The following is a 15,305-nucleotide window of genomic DNA, read 5'->3' on the forward strand; positions in this document are numbered from 1 at the left end:
GGAGGATCTCGCGGCGCAGATCGACCCCGAATTCGTCTTCGGGTCCCAGGTCACGGCCGCGGGCTCCCCGGTCTGAGACGCGAGATCGGCGTCAGGGCTTGCGGCCCACGCCGCACACGATCAGCGCCTCCGACGGGTCGTCGTAGAGCGGGAAGTCGTCGGGGCGCCACTCCGGCAGCCAGACGAGTCCTGGCCTGACCAGGTCGAACCCGTCGAACAGCTGCCGGATGTCCGTCCTGGACCGCAGGGTGAGCGGTGAGCTGGCCCGCCGGTAGACCTCCGTGCCCTTCCGCGCGGCCTCCCGGCGAAGGTCGTGGGTCCCGTGGGAGAGGACCAGGTAGCTTCCCGAGGGCAGGGCGTCCCTGAGCGTGGCGATGATGCGCCGGGGGTCGTCGGCCTCGGTGATGAAGTGCATGATGGCCACCAGGAGCAGGGCCACGGGCTTGGAGAAGTCGAGGTGGTCGTGGATCTCGGAGGCGCCGAGGATCTCCTCGGGCCGCCGCAGGTCGCCGGAGACGACCGTGACCTCCCCCTTCGCCCCTCGTAGGAGGGCCCTGGCGTGTGCCAGGACGATCGGGTCGTGGTCGACGTAGGCGACACGGGCCTCCGGGATGATCTCCTGTGCGACCTCGTGGACGTTGCCCTGCGTCGGCAGCCCGGTGCCGATGTCGAGGAACTGCTCGACGCCCTCGTGGGCGAGGAACCTGACGGCTCTGCCGAGGAAGGCGCGGTTCTCCCTGGCGGCGGTGCGGACCTGGGGGACGGAGGCGAGGATCTCCTCGGCGGCGAGGCGGTCGGCGGGGAAGTTGTCCTTCCCACCGAGGTAGTAGTCGTACAGCCTGGCGACGCTTGGAGTGTTGACGTCGATCCCGCGGTGCGTCCACTCTTCGTCGGCCACGTTCACCCTCCGCCTGGACAGTCGTGAAGATCTCTAGCCTGAGCGTAATGCCCAATGTGTAGCCATAGGCAATATTTTCAGCAGCAAGCATTACCGGACTTGCGTCCGCCGTACCTGGGGAGACGTGGGAGCGCTACCACGATGTCGCCGCAGTGCCGCCGCAGTGCTGTCGCAGTGCCGTCGCGGCGGCGCCGTCGTGGCGGGGCCGCGGGGGTGTCAGGGGGCCGGCCGTACCGGCGCGTGAAAAAGGGGCGGAAGCCCGGGGAAACCCGGGCTTCCGCGCCACGCGGGCCCGCCCGAGGGGGGCAGGCGTCGCGTTCCTTGCCAGAGGCCATGCTTTACACGAAGGCCTCAGGGACCTCGGTGAGCCGTCTCAGGGACTCAGCGGTGCCAGCCGCCGCCCCAGACGCGGACCCGGATCGAACGGCTGGAGCTGTCCTCAAGCCTGTCGGTGCCCTCGAAAACGGCGCGGTACTCGCCGCTACGGGAGGCGCGGGCCTTGGTGCGGAACTGGCCACGCCAGCCGGTGTCGGCCGAGGCGACCCACTTCCAGGCGCTGGAGCCGCGCGAACGGAAGTAGATGCCGACCTCCTCGCCGCGCGCGCCCGCCCAGTAGCGGTGGTTGCGAACCTCAAGACGGCCGGTGAAGTAGACCGAGCGGCCCTTGCGGACCGAGGTGGGGCTGACGCGGAAGCTGCCGACGCGCGTCTCGGTCTTCGCGGCCTGCTCGTGCTTGACGGAGAAGTTGACCTGGTCGGTGAGCTTCTTGCCGTCCCTGTCGTAGGCGTCGGCGATGGCGAGCCAGCGGCCCTCGAAGTCGTCGCTGTCGAAGCGCGTGCTGAAGCGCCACAGGTCGCCGTCGTGGAAGAGCTTGGCCTCGGGCGCCTCCTGGGCGGCGAGGGTGTTGACGGCCGGCCTGAGGCGGAGCTCGACGCGGATCGCCTCCGTCGTGCGGACCTCGACCGTGACGTTCGTGTCGCGGTCCTCGGTGACCACGACGGGGTTGGGGTTCACGCTGTCGATGTGCACGCTGAGGGACGCGCGCTGGGCGGAGGCCGGGCTCGCGCTCAGCAGGAGGGAGCCGCCCAGGGCCGCGGACAGGAGACCGACGGTGATTCGTTTCATGAAGATTTTTTCCTTTTCCCCGTTACCGAAAACGATCAGAGGCGATCGCTTCCACCTCTATAAGACAGGCAGCTGGGTGCAAAAGTTGCTACAAATCTCAAAAAAGCCCGAAGAAAGTTGCCTTCTAGTAACGTTTGCCGGTAAACCCGCAGGTCAGGGCGGTATCGGTAAGTCTCTCCTTTCTTCGACCTCGAAGTAAATCTTGTCCGTTTTGTCCGGAATATGCTTATTTGGGGGGTTTGGTGGTAAGGGGGTGCGGAGCGACACGAGATCACGGATAGCGTTTCCCTCATGAGCGCCACCATCGTCGCCAAGGAACTCGCCGCCGGGCACGGCGACCGTGAGCTGTTCTCCGGCCTCGACCTGGTCGTCGCCCCCGGCGACGTGGTCGGTCTGGTCGGGGTGAACGGCGCGGGCAAGTCCACGTTGATGCGGATTCTGGCCGGGGCACTGCCCCCCGAGCACGGATCGGTACGGCTCAGCCCGCCCACCGCCGTGGTCGGCTACCTTCCGCAGGAGCGCGAGCGCAGACAGGGCGAGACGATCGCGGACTTCCTGGCCAGACGCACCGGGGTCGCCCAGGCACAGCGCGCGCTGGACGCGGCGACCCAGGGACTGGTCGAGGGACGCCCCGGAGCAGACGACGACTACGCCGTGAGCCTGGAGCGGTGGCTCACCCTCGGCGGGGCCGACCTGGAGGAGCGCGCGGAGGAGATCGTCGCCGAGGTCGGTCTCGAAGCCGGGCTCGACCGGCCGATGACGGCGCTGTCCGGCGGCCAGGCGGCCAGGGCGGGAATGGCCTCCCTGCTGCTCAGCCGCTACGACGTCTTCCTGCTGGACGAGCCGACCAACGACCTCGACCTGGACGGTCTCGAACGGCTCGAACGCTTCGTGACCGGGCTGCGCTCGGGCACGGTCCTGGTCAGCCACGACCGCGAGTTCCTGGCCAGGACCGTGAACCGGGTCGTCGAGATCGACCTGCCCCAGCGGCGGATCCGCTCCTACGGCGGCGGCTACGAGGCCTACCTCGCCGAACGCGAACTCGACAGGCAGCACGCCCGTGACGAGTACGAGGAGTACGCGAACACGCTCACCGCGCTCAGGCAGCGGGCCGGGATGCAGCGCGCCTGGATGGAGAAGGGCGTCAAGAACGCGCGGCGCAAGGCCCAGGACAACGACAAGGTCGGCCGGAACTTCCGTACCGAGGCGACCGAGAAGCAGGCGGCCAAGGCCAGGCAGACGGAGCGGATGATCGAGCGGCTCGACGAGGTCGAGGAGCCGCGCAAGGAGTGGGAACTGCGGATGCAGATCGCGGTCGCGCCCCGCGCGGGAGCGGTCGTGGCGACGCTGCGGGGCGCGGTGGCCCGGCGCGGCTCCTTCACCCTCGGGCCGGTCGACCTGCAGGTCGGCTGGGCCGAGCGGGTGGCGATCACCGGGGCCAACGGCTCGGGCAAGTCCACGCTGCTGGCCGCCCTCCTCGGGCGGATCCCGCTGGAGGAGGGCGACGCCTCGCTCGGCCCCGGCGTGGTCGTCGGCGAGATCGACCAGGCGCGTGGCCTGTTCCTGGGGGAGGAGCCCCTGGCGGAGGCCTTCGCGGCCGCGGCAGACGGGATGGCCCCGGCGGACGTGCGCACGCTGCTGGCCAAGTTCGGCCTGCGCGCGGCCCACGTGCTGCGCACGGGCGCGACCCTGTCACCGGGGGAGCGCACCAGGGCCGCGCTCGCGTTGCTGCAGGCCAGAGGGGTGAACCTGCTCGTCCTCGACGAGCCGACCAACCACCTCGACCTGGCGGCGATCGAACAGCTTGAGTCCGCGCTCGCCTCCTACCCCGGCACGCTCCTGCTGGTCACCCACGACCGCCGGATGCTCGGCGCCGTGCACACCACCCGGCATCTGCACGTCGTCGGGGGACAGGTGACCGAGCGCTGAGAGCCGCTCACTTCGACAGGTAGACGACCTTCCAGGTGCCGCCGCTGACGCAGTTGAGCGAGGGCTTGGCGGCCTTGGCCTCGGAGCAGACCTTGGCCTCGATCTCGTAGACGTTCCTGCCGGTGAACGTGAAGGACTTGGGCGTGCCGTAGGAGCAGTTGCGGACGCCGTGCTGCTTGAAGGGCAGGTTCCCGCCCGAGGTCCGGTAGGTGACGCGGAAGATCACCCAGCCGCAGGAGGAGCCCCTGGTCAGGTCGTGGACCTTGCCGGAGACACGGGCCGTGGCCGCGGCCGGGATGTCCGCGTGGTCCTCACCGGAGATCGTCAGGGAGCCCGCGGCCCGGGCCCGGTGCCCTGCGGAGTCGTAGGGGCCCCACGGGGAGGAGGCCTTCTGGGAGGCGGCGCTCGCGGCGGCGGGAGCGGCGAGAAGAGCGGTGGCGGTGAGGGCGGCGGCGGCGAGACCGGCGACGGTCCTGACGATCGTCATCGGGATGATCCTTTCCTGCGGTGGTGCCCGTAGTCTGCGCCGGGTCGCTTTCAGACGGGTTGACCGCCCGCTGCAAGCGAGTATCAGGGACATGCCGGGGGCAGGAGCCCGGGACAGGAGGAGGTCGTCATGGAGACGCTGGGAATCGACATCGGTGGGTCGGGCATCAAGGGTGCCCCGGTGGACGTCGCCAGGGGCGAGCTGACCCAGGAGCGGTTGCGGATACCGACCCCGATCCCGTCCAAGCCGAAGGCGGTCGCCGAGGTGGTCGCGGAGATCGTCGCGCACTTCGGCTGGACCGGGCAGGTGGGGGTCACCTTTCCCGGGGTCGTGACCGACGGCGTCGCGCGCACCGCCGCGAACGTGGACCACGAGTGGATCGGCACGGACGCGCGGGCGCTGTTCGCCGGGATGACGGGCCTGCCGACGGTGGTGCTCAACGACGCCGACGCGGCGGGCGTGGCCGAGGTGGCGGTCGGCGCCGCCAGGGGAGAGGGCGGCGTGGTGCTGATGCTGACCTTCGGCACCGGAATCGGCAGCGCGTTGTTCGTCGACGGCCACCTGGTGCCGAACACCGAACTCGGGCATCTGGAGATCAGGGGCAAGGAGGCGGAGAAGCGGGCCTCCGACCACGCCAGGGAGGAGGACGAGCTGAGCTGGAGCAAGTGGGCGGGACGGGTCGAGGAGTACCTGCGCCACGTCGAGGCGCTGTTCTCGCCCTCGCTCATCGTGATCGGAGGCGGGGTCAGCAAGAAGGCCGACAAGTTCCTGCCGCTGGTCAAGGTGAAAACCCGCGTCGTTCCCGCGACCCTGCAGAACGAGGCGGGCATCGTGGGGGCCGCCATGGCCGCGGCTTTGCCGTAAGGCCCTTGTGTCATATGCCGGAAAGGCCGCGAAGATTTGGATCTTCCTTTGACGGACACGCCCTCTGACCTGGGTAGGTAGCGAGAGTTGGCAAGATCGCACCTGCTGGGGGAGACGTGTTGCAGTCGACTGGCGTGCTGGCTCGCTGGGCGGTGGTCGCCGGGGTGGCCGCCCTCGCTGTCGCCGGAGCGGCGGGGACGGCCGTCGCGGACGGGGTGGGCGGCGAGGAGGTACGGCTGTCGCCCTACCGATCCGGACCGGGGGCGGACCTCAGGATCACGGCGTACGACTGTCAAGGGCCCGCCTACGCCCGCTCGGACGCCTTCCAGAACGAGCCCGAGCTGGAGGAGGACGACTCGGGCGTCGCCGTCGGCTGGGCGCAGGTCGACTACGGCGCCCAGAGCGGCCCGCACACCGTCGAGGTGGACTGCCGGGGCGACGGCGGCACCCTCTACGGCGAGTTCTATGTCGTCGACGGGTACGCCCACCGCGCCGTGGGCGGCCTGGCCCTGGCCAGGGGGGCGGCACGGGCGGCCGAGGGCTGGCAGACGGTCCCCCGGCACCGCGAGCCCGGGTTCACCCCGGGCTGGGAGACGGGCGTGGCCGCGGTGCTCGTGGGCGCGGGGGCGCTGGCGCTGCTGCGGCGGCGCGGCCCGGCCGGACGGGGCTGAGGCCGTACCGCGGCGGGAGCGGGCGCGATATTGGAGTGCGGCGGGAGGCGGCCTGGGGCACGATGGGCCGTTGGCCCGTGACCCACGAGCCGAACGTATTCTGGTCGCAGTATGGGAACGCCTCCGTTGACATCTCCACTCGCCGAACTCCAGGCACGTCTGCCCGAGCTCACGCTGCGTGACCAGCGACGGCTACGGCGCAGGCTCGACGGCGCGCGCCGGGTCAGGAACCGCGCGGCGCAGCAGAAGATCGCCGCGGAGATCACCTCCGACATCGAGCGGGCGGAACGCCGGGTCGCCGACCGCCGCGCCGCGGTGCCCGTGGTCACCTACCCCGAGGCGCTTCCGGTCAGCCAGCGCAGGGACGACATCCTGGCGGCGATCCGCGACAACCAGGTCGTGATCGTGGCCGGTGAGACGGGTTCCGGCAAGACGACCCAGCTGCCGAAGATCTGCCTTGAGCTCGGCCGGGGCGTCCGGGGTCTCATCGGGCACACCCAGCCCCGCAGGATCGCCGCCAGGACCGTGGCCGAGCGCGTCGCGGAGGAACTGGAGACGCAGCTCGGTGAGGCCGTCGGCTACAAGGTGCGCTTCACCGACCAGGTCGGCGAGGACACCCTCGTCAAGGTGATGACCGACGGCATCCTGCTGGCCGAGCTGCAGACCGACCGCGACCTCGCCCAGTACGACACGCTGATCATCGACGAGGCCCACGAGCGCAGCCTCAACATCGACTTCATCCTGGGCTATCTCAAGCAGCTGCTGCCCAGGCGCCCCGACCTCAAGGTCGTCATCACCTCCGCGACCATCGACCCCGAGCGCTTCTCCAGGCACTTCGGCGGCGCGCCCATCATCGAGGTCTCCGGACGCACCTACCCCGTCGAGGTCCGTTACCGCCCTCTCGGCGAGGACGACGACCAGATCCAGGCCATCGGCAACGCGGTGGACGAGCTGTGCGCCGAGGGCCCCGGCGACATCCTGGTCTTCCTGAGCGGAGAGCGTGAGATCCGCGACACCGCCGACGCGCTGTCCAAACGCAAGGACGCCGAGGTGCTGCCGCTGTACGCCAGACTGTCGGCGGCCGAGCAGCACCGGGTGTTCCAGCGGCACTCAGGGCGCCGGATCGTGCTGGCGACCAACGTGGCCGAGACCTCGCTGACCGTGCCGGGCATCAAGTACGTCGTCGACCCCGGCTTCGCCCGCATCTCCCGCTACAGCCACCGCACCAAGGTGCAGCGCCTGCCGATCGAGGCGATCTCCCAGGCCTCGGCCAACCAGCGCAAGGGACGTTGCGGCCGTGTCTCGGAGGGCGTGTGCATCCGGCTCTACGAGGAGGACGACTTCCTCACCAGGCCGGAGTTCACCGACCCGGAGATCCTGCGCACCAACCTCGCCTCCGTCATCCTGCAGATGACCTCCATAGGCCTGGGCGACATCGCGGCCTTCCCGTTCGTCGAGCCGCCGGACCAGCGCCAGGTCAAGGACGGCTACGACCTGCTGCTCGAACTCGGCGCCTTCGACCAGGCCAGGCAGATGACCCCGCTGGGCCGCAAGCTCGCCGGTCTGCCGGTCGATCCCCGCCTGGCACGCATGGTGATCGAGGCCGACCGCAACGGCTGTGTCCGCGAGGTCATGGTCATCGCCGCCGCGCTGTCCATCCAGGACCCCAGGGAACGGCCCGCGGACAAGCAGCAGGCGGCCGACGAGAAGCACCGCCGCTTCGCCGACAAGGAGTCGGACTTCATCTCCTACCTGAACCTGTGGAACCACCTGCAGGAACAGCAGCGGGAGCTGTCGTCGAGCGCCTTCCGGCGGTTGTGCAAGAGCGACTTCCTGAACTACCTGCGCGTGCGCGAGTGGCAGGACGTCTACAGCCAGCTCCGCCAGATGTCGAGGTCGCTCGGCGTCACGCAGAACGACGTCCCCGGCGACGAGCAGAAGATCCACATCTCGCTGCTGTCCGGCCTGCTGTCCCACGTCGGCGTCAAGGACATCGACAGGAAGACCACCAACGACGGTCCTCGCAGGCCCATCACCGAGTATGTCGGCGCGCGCAACGCCCGCTTCGCGATCTTCCCCGGCTCGGCGCTGGCCAAGAAGCAGCCGCTGTGGGTGATGTCGGCAGAGCTGGTCGAGACCTCCAGACTCTGGGCCAGGGTCAACGCCAAGATCGAGCCGGAGTGGGTCGAACCGCTCGCCCCGCACCTGATCAAGCGCACCTACTCCGAGCCGCACTGGGAGAAGAACCAGGGCGCGGTGATGGCCTACGAGAAGGTCACCCTGTACGGCGTGCCGATCGTGGTGCAGCGCAAGGTCAACTACGGCCGCATCGACCCGGAGCTGAGCCGGGAGCTGTTCATCAGGCACGCCCTGGTCGAGGGCGACTGGGAGACCCACCACGCCTTCTTCAAGGAGAACCGCAAACTCCTTGAGGAGGTCGAGGAGCTTGAGGAGCGGGCCCGGCGCCGCGACATCCTCGTGGACGACGAGACGCTGTTCGACTTCTACGACCAGCGCGTCCCCGCCGACGTCGTCTCCGGACGCCACTTCGACGTCTGGTGGAAGAAGACCAGGGGCGACCAGCCCGACCTGCTGAGCTTCGAGAAGTCGATGCTGATCAGCGAGGCGGCGGGCGAGGTCAGCCAGCGCGACTACCCCGACGTGTGGCGCCAGGGCGGCCTGCGCTTCCCGCTGACCTACCAGTTCGAGCCCGGGACCGACGCCGACGGCGTCACCGCGCACATCCCGCTCTCGCTGCTCAACCAGGTCAACGTCGAGGGCTTCGACTGGCAGATCCCCGGCCTGCGCGAGGAGCTGCTCACCGCGCTGATCCGCAGCCTGCCGAAGCACATCCGCCGCAACTTCGTGCCCGCCCCCAACTACGCCAAGCAGGTGCTCCAGCGGGCCAGGCCGACCCAGGAGCCGCTGCTGGCGGTGCTGGAGCGGGAACTGCTCAACCTGACCGGGATCCAGGTGCCCAGGGAGGCCTGGCAGCCCGACCTGGTCCCGGAGCACCTGAAGATCACCTTCCGGGTGATCGACGGCCGCAAGCACAAGCTGGCCGAGAGCAAGGACCTGGCCGAGCTGAAACGGCGGCTCGCCCCCAAGCTCCGTCAGACCCTCTCGAAGGCGGCCGACGGCCTGGAACGTTCGGGCCTGACCGCCTGGAGTGTGGGGGAGCTGCCCAAGACGTTCGAGCAGCGCAGGATGAAGGCCTACCCCGCGCTGGCCGACGAGGGCGCGACCGTGGCCGTGCGGATGTTCGAGACCGAGGTCGAGCAGCGCAGGGCCATGTGGGAGGGCACCCGCAGGCTGCTGCTGCTCAACACCCCGTCCCCGGTCAAATGGGTGCTCGGCCGCCTGGACAACCAGGCGAAGCTCGCACTCAGCCGCAGCCCGCACGCGGGCGCCGTCGCGCTGTTCGACGACTGCGTCGCCTGCGCCGTCGACGAGCTGATGACGAGGTCCGGCGGGCCCGTCTGGGACGGCCCCGCCTTCACCGCCCTGCACGACAAGGTCCGCGCCGAGCTGTTCGACACCACGGCCGAGGTGGTCGACCGGGTCAGGGACATCCTGGCCGTCTGGCACACGGTCGTCACCCTGCTGCCCCAGGGAGCCTCGACTCCGGCCGTGGAGGACATCCGCGACCAGGTGGACGACCTCGTCCACGACGGGTTCGTCACCGAGACCGGCTACCGGCGCCTGCCCGACCTGCTGCGTTATCTCAGGGGGGCCCAGCGCCGCCTGGAGAAGATGCCGGACGACCGTTTCCGCGACGAGGAGCGCATGCACCGGGTCCACGACATCGAGGACGAGTACCACGAGCTGGTGGAGAAGCTTCCCCCCGCCCGCCGTACCGGTGACGACGTCCGGCAGATCCGGTGGATGATCCAGGAGCTGAGGGTCAGCTACTTCGCCCAGACCCTCGGCACGCCGTACTCGATCTCCGACAAGCGCATCCGCAAGGCGATGGAGAAGCTGTGAGCAGCTGATTGATCTTCTTTGTTTCGTGGTGCATTCATGATCGCTTCATGAGTCGTACTCGCTTTGCGCTCTACATTGCTCCCCGAAAGGCCGGATTGTCTGGCTATTTTTCCTGAGGAGCATTGTGAAACCGATTGTGCGTAAGGTCTTAGCGATCATGCTTGTCATGTCGGCGGCCGTGGTCTCCGCCGTCGTGGTCTCCGCCACGCCCGCCCTGGCGGACCGCCCGCCGGCGCGGATCGCCGAGGACTGCGCCAACGCGAGACCCGCGATGCAGGGCGACTACCTGTACTGGGTGCCCGACTGCCGGGTCGATGTGATCTCCGGCACGGAGACGTACGCCGCTCCCAAGGTCGTGGGCCAGGTGGCTCTCGCCTGCAACTCCAGCGGGGGAAGTACGACCGTCAACGCCTCAAGCACCACCTCGACCTCTTTCTCCTTCGGCCTCGACATCGGCGGCAAGCGCAAGTTCGGTGACCTTGAGGGGCAGGTCGGCGCCAAGCTCGGCTGGACCTGGAGCTGGTCCCAGAGCCGGGGCTGGGCCGTCAGCGTGCGCATCCCCGGCTGGTCCGTCGGCTGGATCGAGAGCAGGGACGCGGTGCGCAAGCTGGTCGTGAACATCAAGGCCGACTACGACGACGGCCGTGGCTTCGCCGAGAAGGCCAAGGACCAGGTCATCTACGCCCCGAACCCGAACAAGGACAACCTCTGGGTGCTGCGCAGCAGGCCGCTGACCGACTGGGAGATCAAGAACCGTTGCGGCAACGGCCTCGCCGCCGGCACCGGGCTCAAGGTCACCTCCGTTCCCACCTCCGAGGCCCCGGTCGCCGCCGAGGTCTCGGCGCAGGCGGCCACCTACGGCCCCGACTTCCGCTTCTGGACCAAGAGCCAGGGTCGGCTGCTCAGCACCTACAGCTTCAAGTGCATGACCGTGCACAACGGCGCCTCCGCCGACGGGACCAGGATCGTGCAGAACGACTGCAAGCCCGACCGGCCCAAGGAGCAGCTCTGGGAGACCGTGAAGCGCCCCGACGGCCCGGTCCCCTACGTCATGTACAAGAACTCCAAGACCAAGAAGTGCCTCGACGTCAGCGGGAACGAGCAGGCGGACGGGCTGCCCCTGGAGCTGTACACCTGTGTGCCCACGGCACCGGTGCAGAGCTGGCTGACCGAGTCCGTCACGGCCGGGATGCCGCCCTTCTACGAGGGCCAGCCCGCCTTCTTCCTCAGGAACAAGAAGACCGCCAAGTGCGGGTCCCTGGACTTCTACAACGGCCTGGAGGTCGAGGGCAGCCGGCTGATGCAGTACCCCTGCCACCGCTGACCGGCGAGTCCTGATCCGGGGCGGGCGTACGGAGGGCGGGGCGCCCGGGCCCGTTCCCGGGACGGAAAGTAGGATCGGGGCCGATCGAAGGGGGAGGGCCGTGGTCAAGGCGGTGGTGTTCGACGTGGGGGAGACCCTCATCGACGAGACGCGGATCTGGTCGCGCTGGGCCGACCGGCTGGGGGTCACCCGCTTCACCATGCTCGGCGTGCTGGGCGGGATGGCCGCGCTCGGCAGGTCCTTCGAGGACGCCTTCCAGCTCCTGAGGCCCGGCTTCGACCTTGAGAAGGAGCAGGAGGCCTGGCGGCGGGACGACCCGGACGGGCTGCGGGTCAACTTCGACGCCGACGACCTCTACCCGGACGTACGGCCCGGCCTGGCCGCGTTGCGCGACCTCGGCTACGAGCTGGTCGTCGCGGGCAACCAGCCGCCGCAGGCCTACGACGCGCTGGTCGCGATGGACCTTCCGGTCGACTCCATCCACACCTCCGACGGCTGGGGGGTGGCCAAGCCGGAGCCGGCGTTCTTCGCCAGGGTGGGGGAGGTCTGCGGCCGTGAGCCGGAGGAGATCCTCTACGTGGGCGACCGGCTCGACAACGACGTCCTGCCCGCCCGTACGGCGGGCATGCGCACGGCGCTGATCCGCCGGGGTCCGTGGGGCCACCTGCACGCGCTGAGCCCCGAGGCGGCCCTGGCCGACCACGTGGTCGACGGCTTCCCCGAGCTGGTCGAAGCCCTCTCCTGAGTCCGGGCTCCTTTTCCCCGGGTCTGGGCCGGGTCAGTCCGGCTCGATGTGGATCGCGCGTTCCTCGGCCGACAGGTCGCCGCTGTCGGGGCCGACGTCGGTCGCGTACTCCTCCGAGGTCTCGTCGGGACCGATCCCCTCGTCCGGCGCCACGAGGCGGTCCTCCGGGCGCGGGACGTGCTGACGGTCGGGCGCCTCACGCCAGAGCCGCTCGTCGAGGGTGTCGCGGTGCTCGGGGTCGTCCGGGGCGATCTCGTGCTCGAAGCCGAGGTCGTCGGTCCACTCCTCGACCTCGTTGGCCTGCTCGTCGCTCAGACCTTCACGGTCCGGAGGCATCTCACTCATACTCCCGCCCTACCCGTTTTGTGAGGCGAAACCCCGCCCTGGAAACTGTACCGGTCGGCCGGTACAGTTCGGGCATGCCACGACCGAGTTCGAAGGAACGGCTGCTCGACGCCGCAGCCGAGGTGTTGCTCACCGAGGGGGCCGAGTCGCTGACCCTGGAGGCCGTCGCGCGCCGCGCCGGGGTCTCCAAGGGCGGGCTGTTCTACCACTTCCCCACCAAACAGGCCCTGGTCGCCGGGATGGTCGAGCGCCTGGTCGGCGCCTTCGACGCGGCGCTGGCCGGCGCGGGAGAACGCCCCGGCGACGCCCTGCGCGCCTACGTCACCGCGACGATCCCCGAGGCTCCGGAGCCCGCCGGGGGCCTGCCCGCCGACCGGGTCACCGCCGCCCTGCTCGCCGGGGTGCTCGTCGATCCGGCGGGTCTGGCGCCGCTGCGCGAGCGCTACGCGGCCTGGCAGCGCAGGCTCGTCGAGGACGGGGTCGATCCCGCCGTCGCCACCCTCGTGCGCCTGGCCGTCGACGGCTGGTGGGCGGCCCGGCTGCTCGGCCTGGCCGTACCCGAGGCGGGGCTGCACGAGCGGGTCCGCGGACACCTCATGGAGATGATCGACGGGGTGGTCGACAGTGGCAGGTAAGGGTTTCGCCGTGACCAAGAGGCTGATGTTGCTCACCGACGTGGGCTTCCTGGTCTACTTCTCGGTCACGGGTCTGGGGCTCATCCCGGCCGCCTGGGCCTTCGCCGACTACACCGAGCCGCTGATGGTCTCCTGGAACTGGTCGTTCCTCTGGATCGACCTGCTCGTGAGCGCGACCGGCCTGCTCAGCCTCCACCTGCTGCGCCGGGGGGCGCCCGAGGCGGAACGGCTGATGCTCGTCTCCCTGGTCCTGACCTCGGCCTCGGGGCTCATGGCCGTCGCCTTCTGGACGCTGCGCGGGGACTTCTCCCTCGCCTGGTGGATCCCCAACCTCTATCTGCTGCTGTTCCCGATGCCCGCGATCGTCCGCCTCGTCAGGCCGACCGGTCGTATATATCGAAGTTGACTTATATAAGCGAATGACGATACTTTTTTCTCGTGCACGCGTTCGATGTGCTGGGCGACCCGGTGCGCCGCAGGATCCTGGAGCTGCTCGCCGACGGCGAGATGACCTCGGGTGCGGTGTGCGCGGTCATCCAGCGGGAATTCGAGATCTCACAGCCCGCCGTCTCCCAGCACCTCAGGGTGCTGCGGGACAGCGGCTTCGCGGACGTGCGTCCCGAGGGGACCCGCCGCTTCTACACCGTGCGGCACGAACCCCTGCGGGACCTGGACGCCTGGCTCGGCCGTTTCCGCGCCTTCTGGGCTCCGCGCCTGGACGCCCTGGCCACCGAACTGGCCCGGGGCAGGCGCGAGCGGCGCCTGGCCGGACAGGAGCCTCCCGCGAACCCGGCGGAGCCGGAGTCCCCGGCTCCCGACGACAGGAGCAGTTCATGATCGAGACGACCCACCAGATCAACGCCGTACGGCGTCGCGTCGGCACCCGGGTGCTCGACGAGGGCGAGGCCCGGGTCACCGTCATCAGCCAGACCTACGACGCCTCCGTCGAGGACGTCTGGGACGCCTGCACCAACCCCGAGCGCATCCCCCGGTGGTTCATGCCCGTCTCGGGCGACCTGCGGCTGAAGGGCCGCTACCAGCTCGAAGGCAACGCGGGCGGCGTGATCGAGACGTGTGACCCGCCCAATGGCTTCACCGCGACCTGGGAGTTCGGCGGGGGGATGAGCTGGATCGAGGTCAGTCTCGACGCCGAGTCCGACGGCCGGACGCGCTTCACCCTGGAGCACATCGCGCACGTCGACGACGAGCGCTGGGCCGAGTTCGGTCCCGGGGCGGTCGGTGTCGGCTGGGACCTGGCGTTCGTCGGCCTGGCCCTGCACCTGTCGTCCGGGCAGGCCGTCGACCCGGGGGAGGGTGTGGCGTGGACGATCTCCGAGGAGGGCAGGCGGTTCATCGAGCTCAGCAGCCAGGGGTGGCGCGAGGCGAGCGTCGCGGCGGGCACCGACGAGGCCGAGGCGCGGGCGGCCGAGAGCCGTACCACCGCCTTCTACGCGCCCCCGCAGTGAAATATCCGTTATAACCCTCTGGTCCGAAAGCTCCCGTTACGATGAGCGGCTACTGATCGTTCACAGTGGGGGGATACACGGTGGGGCTCAGGTTGTTGTGCGTGCACGCGCATCCGGACGACGAGGCGATCTGGACCGGGGGGACCCTGGCGAGATACGCCGACGAGGGCGCCACGACCGCCGTCGTCACGTGCACCGGGGCGGACGCGCCCCAGAGGGTCGAGGAGCTCGAACGCTCCCTGGAGATCCTCGGCGCGGGAAAGCCGAGGCTGCTGGGCTACACGGGCCTGGCGAACGGCACCCCGCGCTTCCGCCAGGCGCCGTTCGACGAGGCCGTGGGGCGGGTCGTCGAGCACATCAGGGAGTTCAGGCCCGACATCGTGATCACCTACGACGGATACGGCGCCTACGGTCACCCCGAGCACGTCCACGCGCACCGGGTGACCGTGGCCGCGGTCGAGGCGGCGGGGTACGACCAGCTCTACCGGGACGCGGGTACGCCGTGGCGGCCCCGCGCCCTCTACCTGGCGACCCTCCCGCGCTCCGTCGTGATCGCGCAGTGGCAGGCGGTGTTCGGCACGCCCCCCGAACCGGGCCAGACGTTGCCGGGCGTTCCCGACGAGGAGATCACCACCCGCCTCGACGTCGGGCCGTGGGCCGAACGCAAGCTGGCGGCCATGCGCGCGCACGACTCCGAGGTCAAGCGGGGCGGGTCGCTGACCATGCTCCTGTCCCTGCCCGACGACATGCTGGCGCTCGGCCTGAACAACGAGTGGTACCGCCGCCTGTCCTACGACGGTCCCCGGGAGAGCGCCCTGTCGGCGGACTGACG

Annotated in this window: 15 protein-coding genes; 11 read left to right on the forward strand and 4 right to left on the reverse strand. The window is 69.7% G+C overall.

From position 1 onward, the window contains the following. Window positions 1–91: 91 nt before the first annotated feature. Window positions 92–898: an SAM-dependent methyltransferase gene (locus tag ACFOYY_RS34160; RefSeq protein ID WP_362911692.1), complete on the reverse strand. Its 807-nt coding sequence runs from the start codon at window positions 896–898 to the stop codon at window positions 92–94. Between the two features lie 381 nt (window positions 899–1,279). Then, complete coding sequence (locus tag ACFOYY_RS34165) at window positions 1,280–2,023, reverse strand: hypothetical protein (RefSeq protein WP_386195276.1); 744 nt, start codon at window positions 2,021–2,023, stop codon at window positions 1,280–1,282. Window positions 2,024–2,314: 291 nt separating this feature from the next. Between ACFOYY_RS34165 and ACFOYY_RS34170 the strand changes: the two genes are divergently transcribed. Beyond that, entirely contained in the window at window positions 2,315–3,952 is a 1,638-nt protein-coding gene (locus ACFOYY_RS34170) for an ABC-F family ATP-binding cassette domain-containing protein (protein WP_386195278.1), read from the forward strand. A 7-nt stretch (window positions 3,953–3,959) separates the two neighbouring features. Here the strand turns inward: ACFOYY_RS34170 and ACFOYY_RS34175 are convergent, their stop codons facing one another. Beyond that, window positions 3,960–4,439, reverse strand: a complete 480-nt coding sequence (locus tag ACFOYY_RS34175; RefSeq protein WP_386195280.1) for a hypothetical protein — start codon at window positions 4,437–4,439, stop codon at window positions 3,960–3,962. 129 nt (window positions 4,440–4,568) lie between these two features. Here ACFOYY_RS34175 and ppgK point away from each other — a divergent pair, with 129 nt between their 5' ends. The 5 genes from ppgK to ACFOYY_RS34200 all read left to right on the forward strand — a co-directional run bounded on the left by ppgK (window position 4,569) and on the right by ACFOYY_RS34200 (window position 12,027). Further along, complete coding sequence (ppgK, locus tag ACFOYY_RS34180; RefSeq protein ID WP_352016471.1) at window positions 4,569–5,303, forward strand: polyphosphate--glucose phosphotransferase; 735 nt, start codon at window positions 4,569–4,571, stop codon at window positions 5,301–5,303. Between the two features lie 116 nt (window positions 5,304–5,419). Then, window positions 5,420–5,974, forward strand: a complete 555-nt coding sequence (locus ACFOYY_RS34185; RefSeq protein WP_352016470.1) for a hypothetical protein — start codon at window positions 5,420–5,422, stop codon at window positions 5,972–5,974. Window positions 5,975–6,085: 111 nt separating this feature from the next. Then, window positions 6,086–9,958: an ATP-dependent RNA helicase HrpA gene (hrpA, locus tag ACFOYY_RS34190; protein WP_362784827.1), complete on the forward strand. Its 3,873-nt coding sequence runs from the start codon at window positions 6,086–6,088 to the stop codon at window positions 9,956–9,958. Between the two features lie 166 nt (window positions 9,959–10,124). Beyond that, window positions 10,125–11,282: an RICIN domain-containing protein gene (locus ACFOYY_RS34195; protein ID WP_352016468.1), complete on the forward strand. Its 1,158-nt coding sequence runs from the start codon at window positions 10,125–10,127 to the stop codon at window positions 11,280–11,282. 100 nt (window positions 11,283–11,382) lie between these two features. After that, window positions 11,383–12,027 carry an HAD family hydrolase gene (locus ACFOYY_RS34200; RefSeq protein ID WP_362911686.1) on the forward strand — a complete coding sequence of 215 codons (645 nt, stop codon included), beginning with the start codon at window positions 11,383–11,385 and terminating at the stop codon, window positions 12,025–12,027. 33 nt (window positions 12,028–12,060) lie between these two features. Here ACFOYY_RS34200 and ACFOYY_RS34205 read toward each other — a convergent pair whose 3' ends face one another. Next, window positions 12,061–12,372: a DUF5709 domain-containing protein gene (locus ACFOYY_RS34205; RefSeq protein ID WP_352016466.1), complete on the reverse strand. Its 312-nt coding sequence runs from the start codon at window positions 12,370–12,372 to the stop codon at window positions 12,061–12,063. A gap of 74 nt (window positions 12,373–12,446) precedes the next feature. Between ACFOYY_RS34205 and ACFOYY_RS34210 the strand changes: the two genes are divergently transcribed. From ACFOYY_RS34210 to ACFOYY_RS34230, 5 genes are all read left to right on the forward strand, one after another. Continuing rightward, window positions 12,447–13,007, forward strand: coding sequence for a TetR/AcrR family transcriptional regulator (locus tag ACFOYY_RS34210; protein WP_362784833.1), 561 nt, complete (start codon window positions 12,447–12,449; stop codon window positions 13,005–13,007). Between the two features lie 10 nt (window positions 13,008–13,017). Continuing rightward, on the forward strand, window positions 13,018–13,413 hold the full coding sequence (locus tag ACFOYY_RS34215) for a DUF5360 family protein (protein WP_386195284.1): 396 nt from the start codon (window positions 13,018–13,020) through the stop codon (window positions 13,411–13,413). A gap of 32 nt (window positions 13,414–13,445) precedes the next feature. Further along, complete coding sequence (locus ACFOYY_RS34220) at window positions 13,446–13,844, forward strand: ArsR/SmtB family transcription factor (protein ID WP_352016463.1); 399 nt, start codon at window positions 13,446–13,448, stop codon at window positions 13,842–13,844. Further along, window positions 13,841–14,473 carry an SRPBCC family protein gene (locus tag ACFOYY_RS34225; protein ID WP_386195285.1) on the forward strand — a complete coding sequence of 211 codons (633 nt, stop codon included), beginning with the start codon at window positions 13,841–13,843 and terminating at the stop codon, window positions 14,471–14,473. Before ACFOYY_RS34220 ends, ACFOYY_RS34225 begins: the two co-directional genes overlap by 4 nt. A 101-nt stretch (window positions 14,474–14,574) precedes the next feature. Continuing rightward, the gene (locus ACFOYY_RS34230) at window positions 14,575–15,303 is read left to right on the forward strand and encodes a PIG-L family deacetylase (RefSeq protein WP_362784842.1); all 729 of its coding nucleotides are present in this window, start codon (window positions 14,575–14,577) and stop codon (window positions 15,301–15,303) included. Window positions 15,304–15,305 lie beyond the last annotated feature (2 nt).

The sequence above is a fragment of the Streptosporangium jomthongense genome, from assembly GCF_042650425.1.
Taxonomy (GTDB): Bacteria; Actinomycetota; Actinomycetes; order Streptosporangiales; family Streptosporangiaceae; genus Streptosporangium.

Coding starts and splice junctions, on each gene's coding strand:
- ACFOYY_RS34165 (WP_386195276.1), bottom strand. CDS start 2,023: ATGAAACGAATCACCGTCGGTCTCCTGTCCGCGGCCCTGGGCGGCTCC.
- ACFOYY_RS34170 (WP_386195278.1), top strand. CDS start 2,315: ATGAGCGCCACCATCGTCGCCAAGGAACTCGCCGCCGGGCACGGCGAC.
- ACFOYY_RS34175 (WP_386195280.1), bottom strand. CDS start 4,439: ATGACGATCGTCAGGACCGTCGCCGGTCTCGCCGCCGCCGCCCTCACC.
- ppgK (WP_352016471.1), top strand. CDS start 4,569: ATGGAGACGCTGGGAATCGACATCGGTGGGTCGGGCATCAAGGGTGCC.
- hrpA (WP_362784827.1), top strand. CDS start 6,086: ATGGGAACGCCTCCGTTGACATCTCCACTCGCCGAACTCCAGGCACGT.
- ACFOYY_RS34195 (WP_352016468.1), top strand. CDS start 10,125: ATGTCGGCGGCCGTGGTCTCCGCCGTCGTGGTCTCCGCCACGCCCGCC.
- ACFOYY_RS34205 (WP_352016466.1), bottom strand. CDS start 12,372: ATGAGTGAGATGCCTCCGGACCGTGAAGGTCTGAGCGACGAGCAGGCC.
- ACFOYY_RS34210 (WP_362784833.1), top strand. CDS start 12,447: ATGCCACGACCGAGTTCGAAGGAACGGCTGCTCGACGCCGCAGCCGAG.
- ACFOYY_RS34225 (WP_386195285.1), top strand. CDS start 13,841: ATGATCGAGACGACCCACCAGATCAACGCCGTACGGCGTCGCGTCGGC.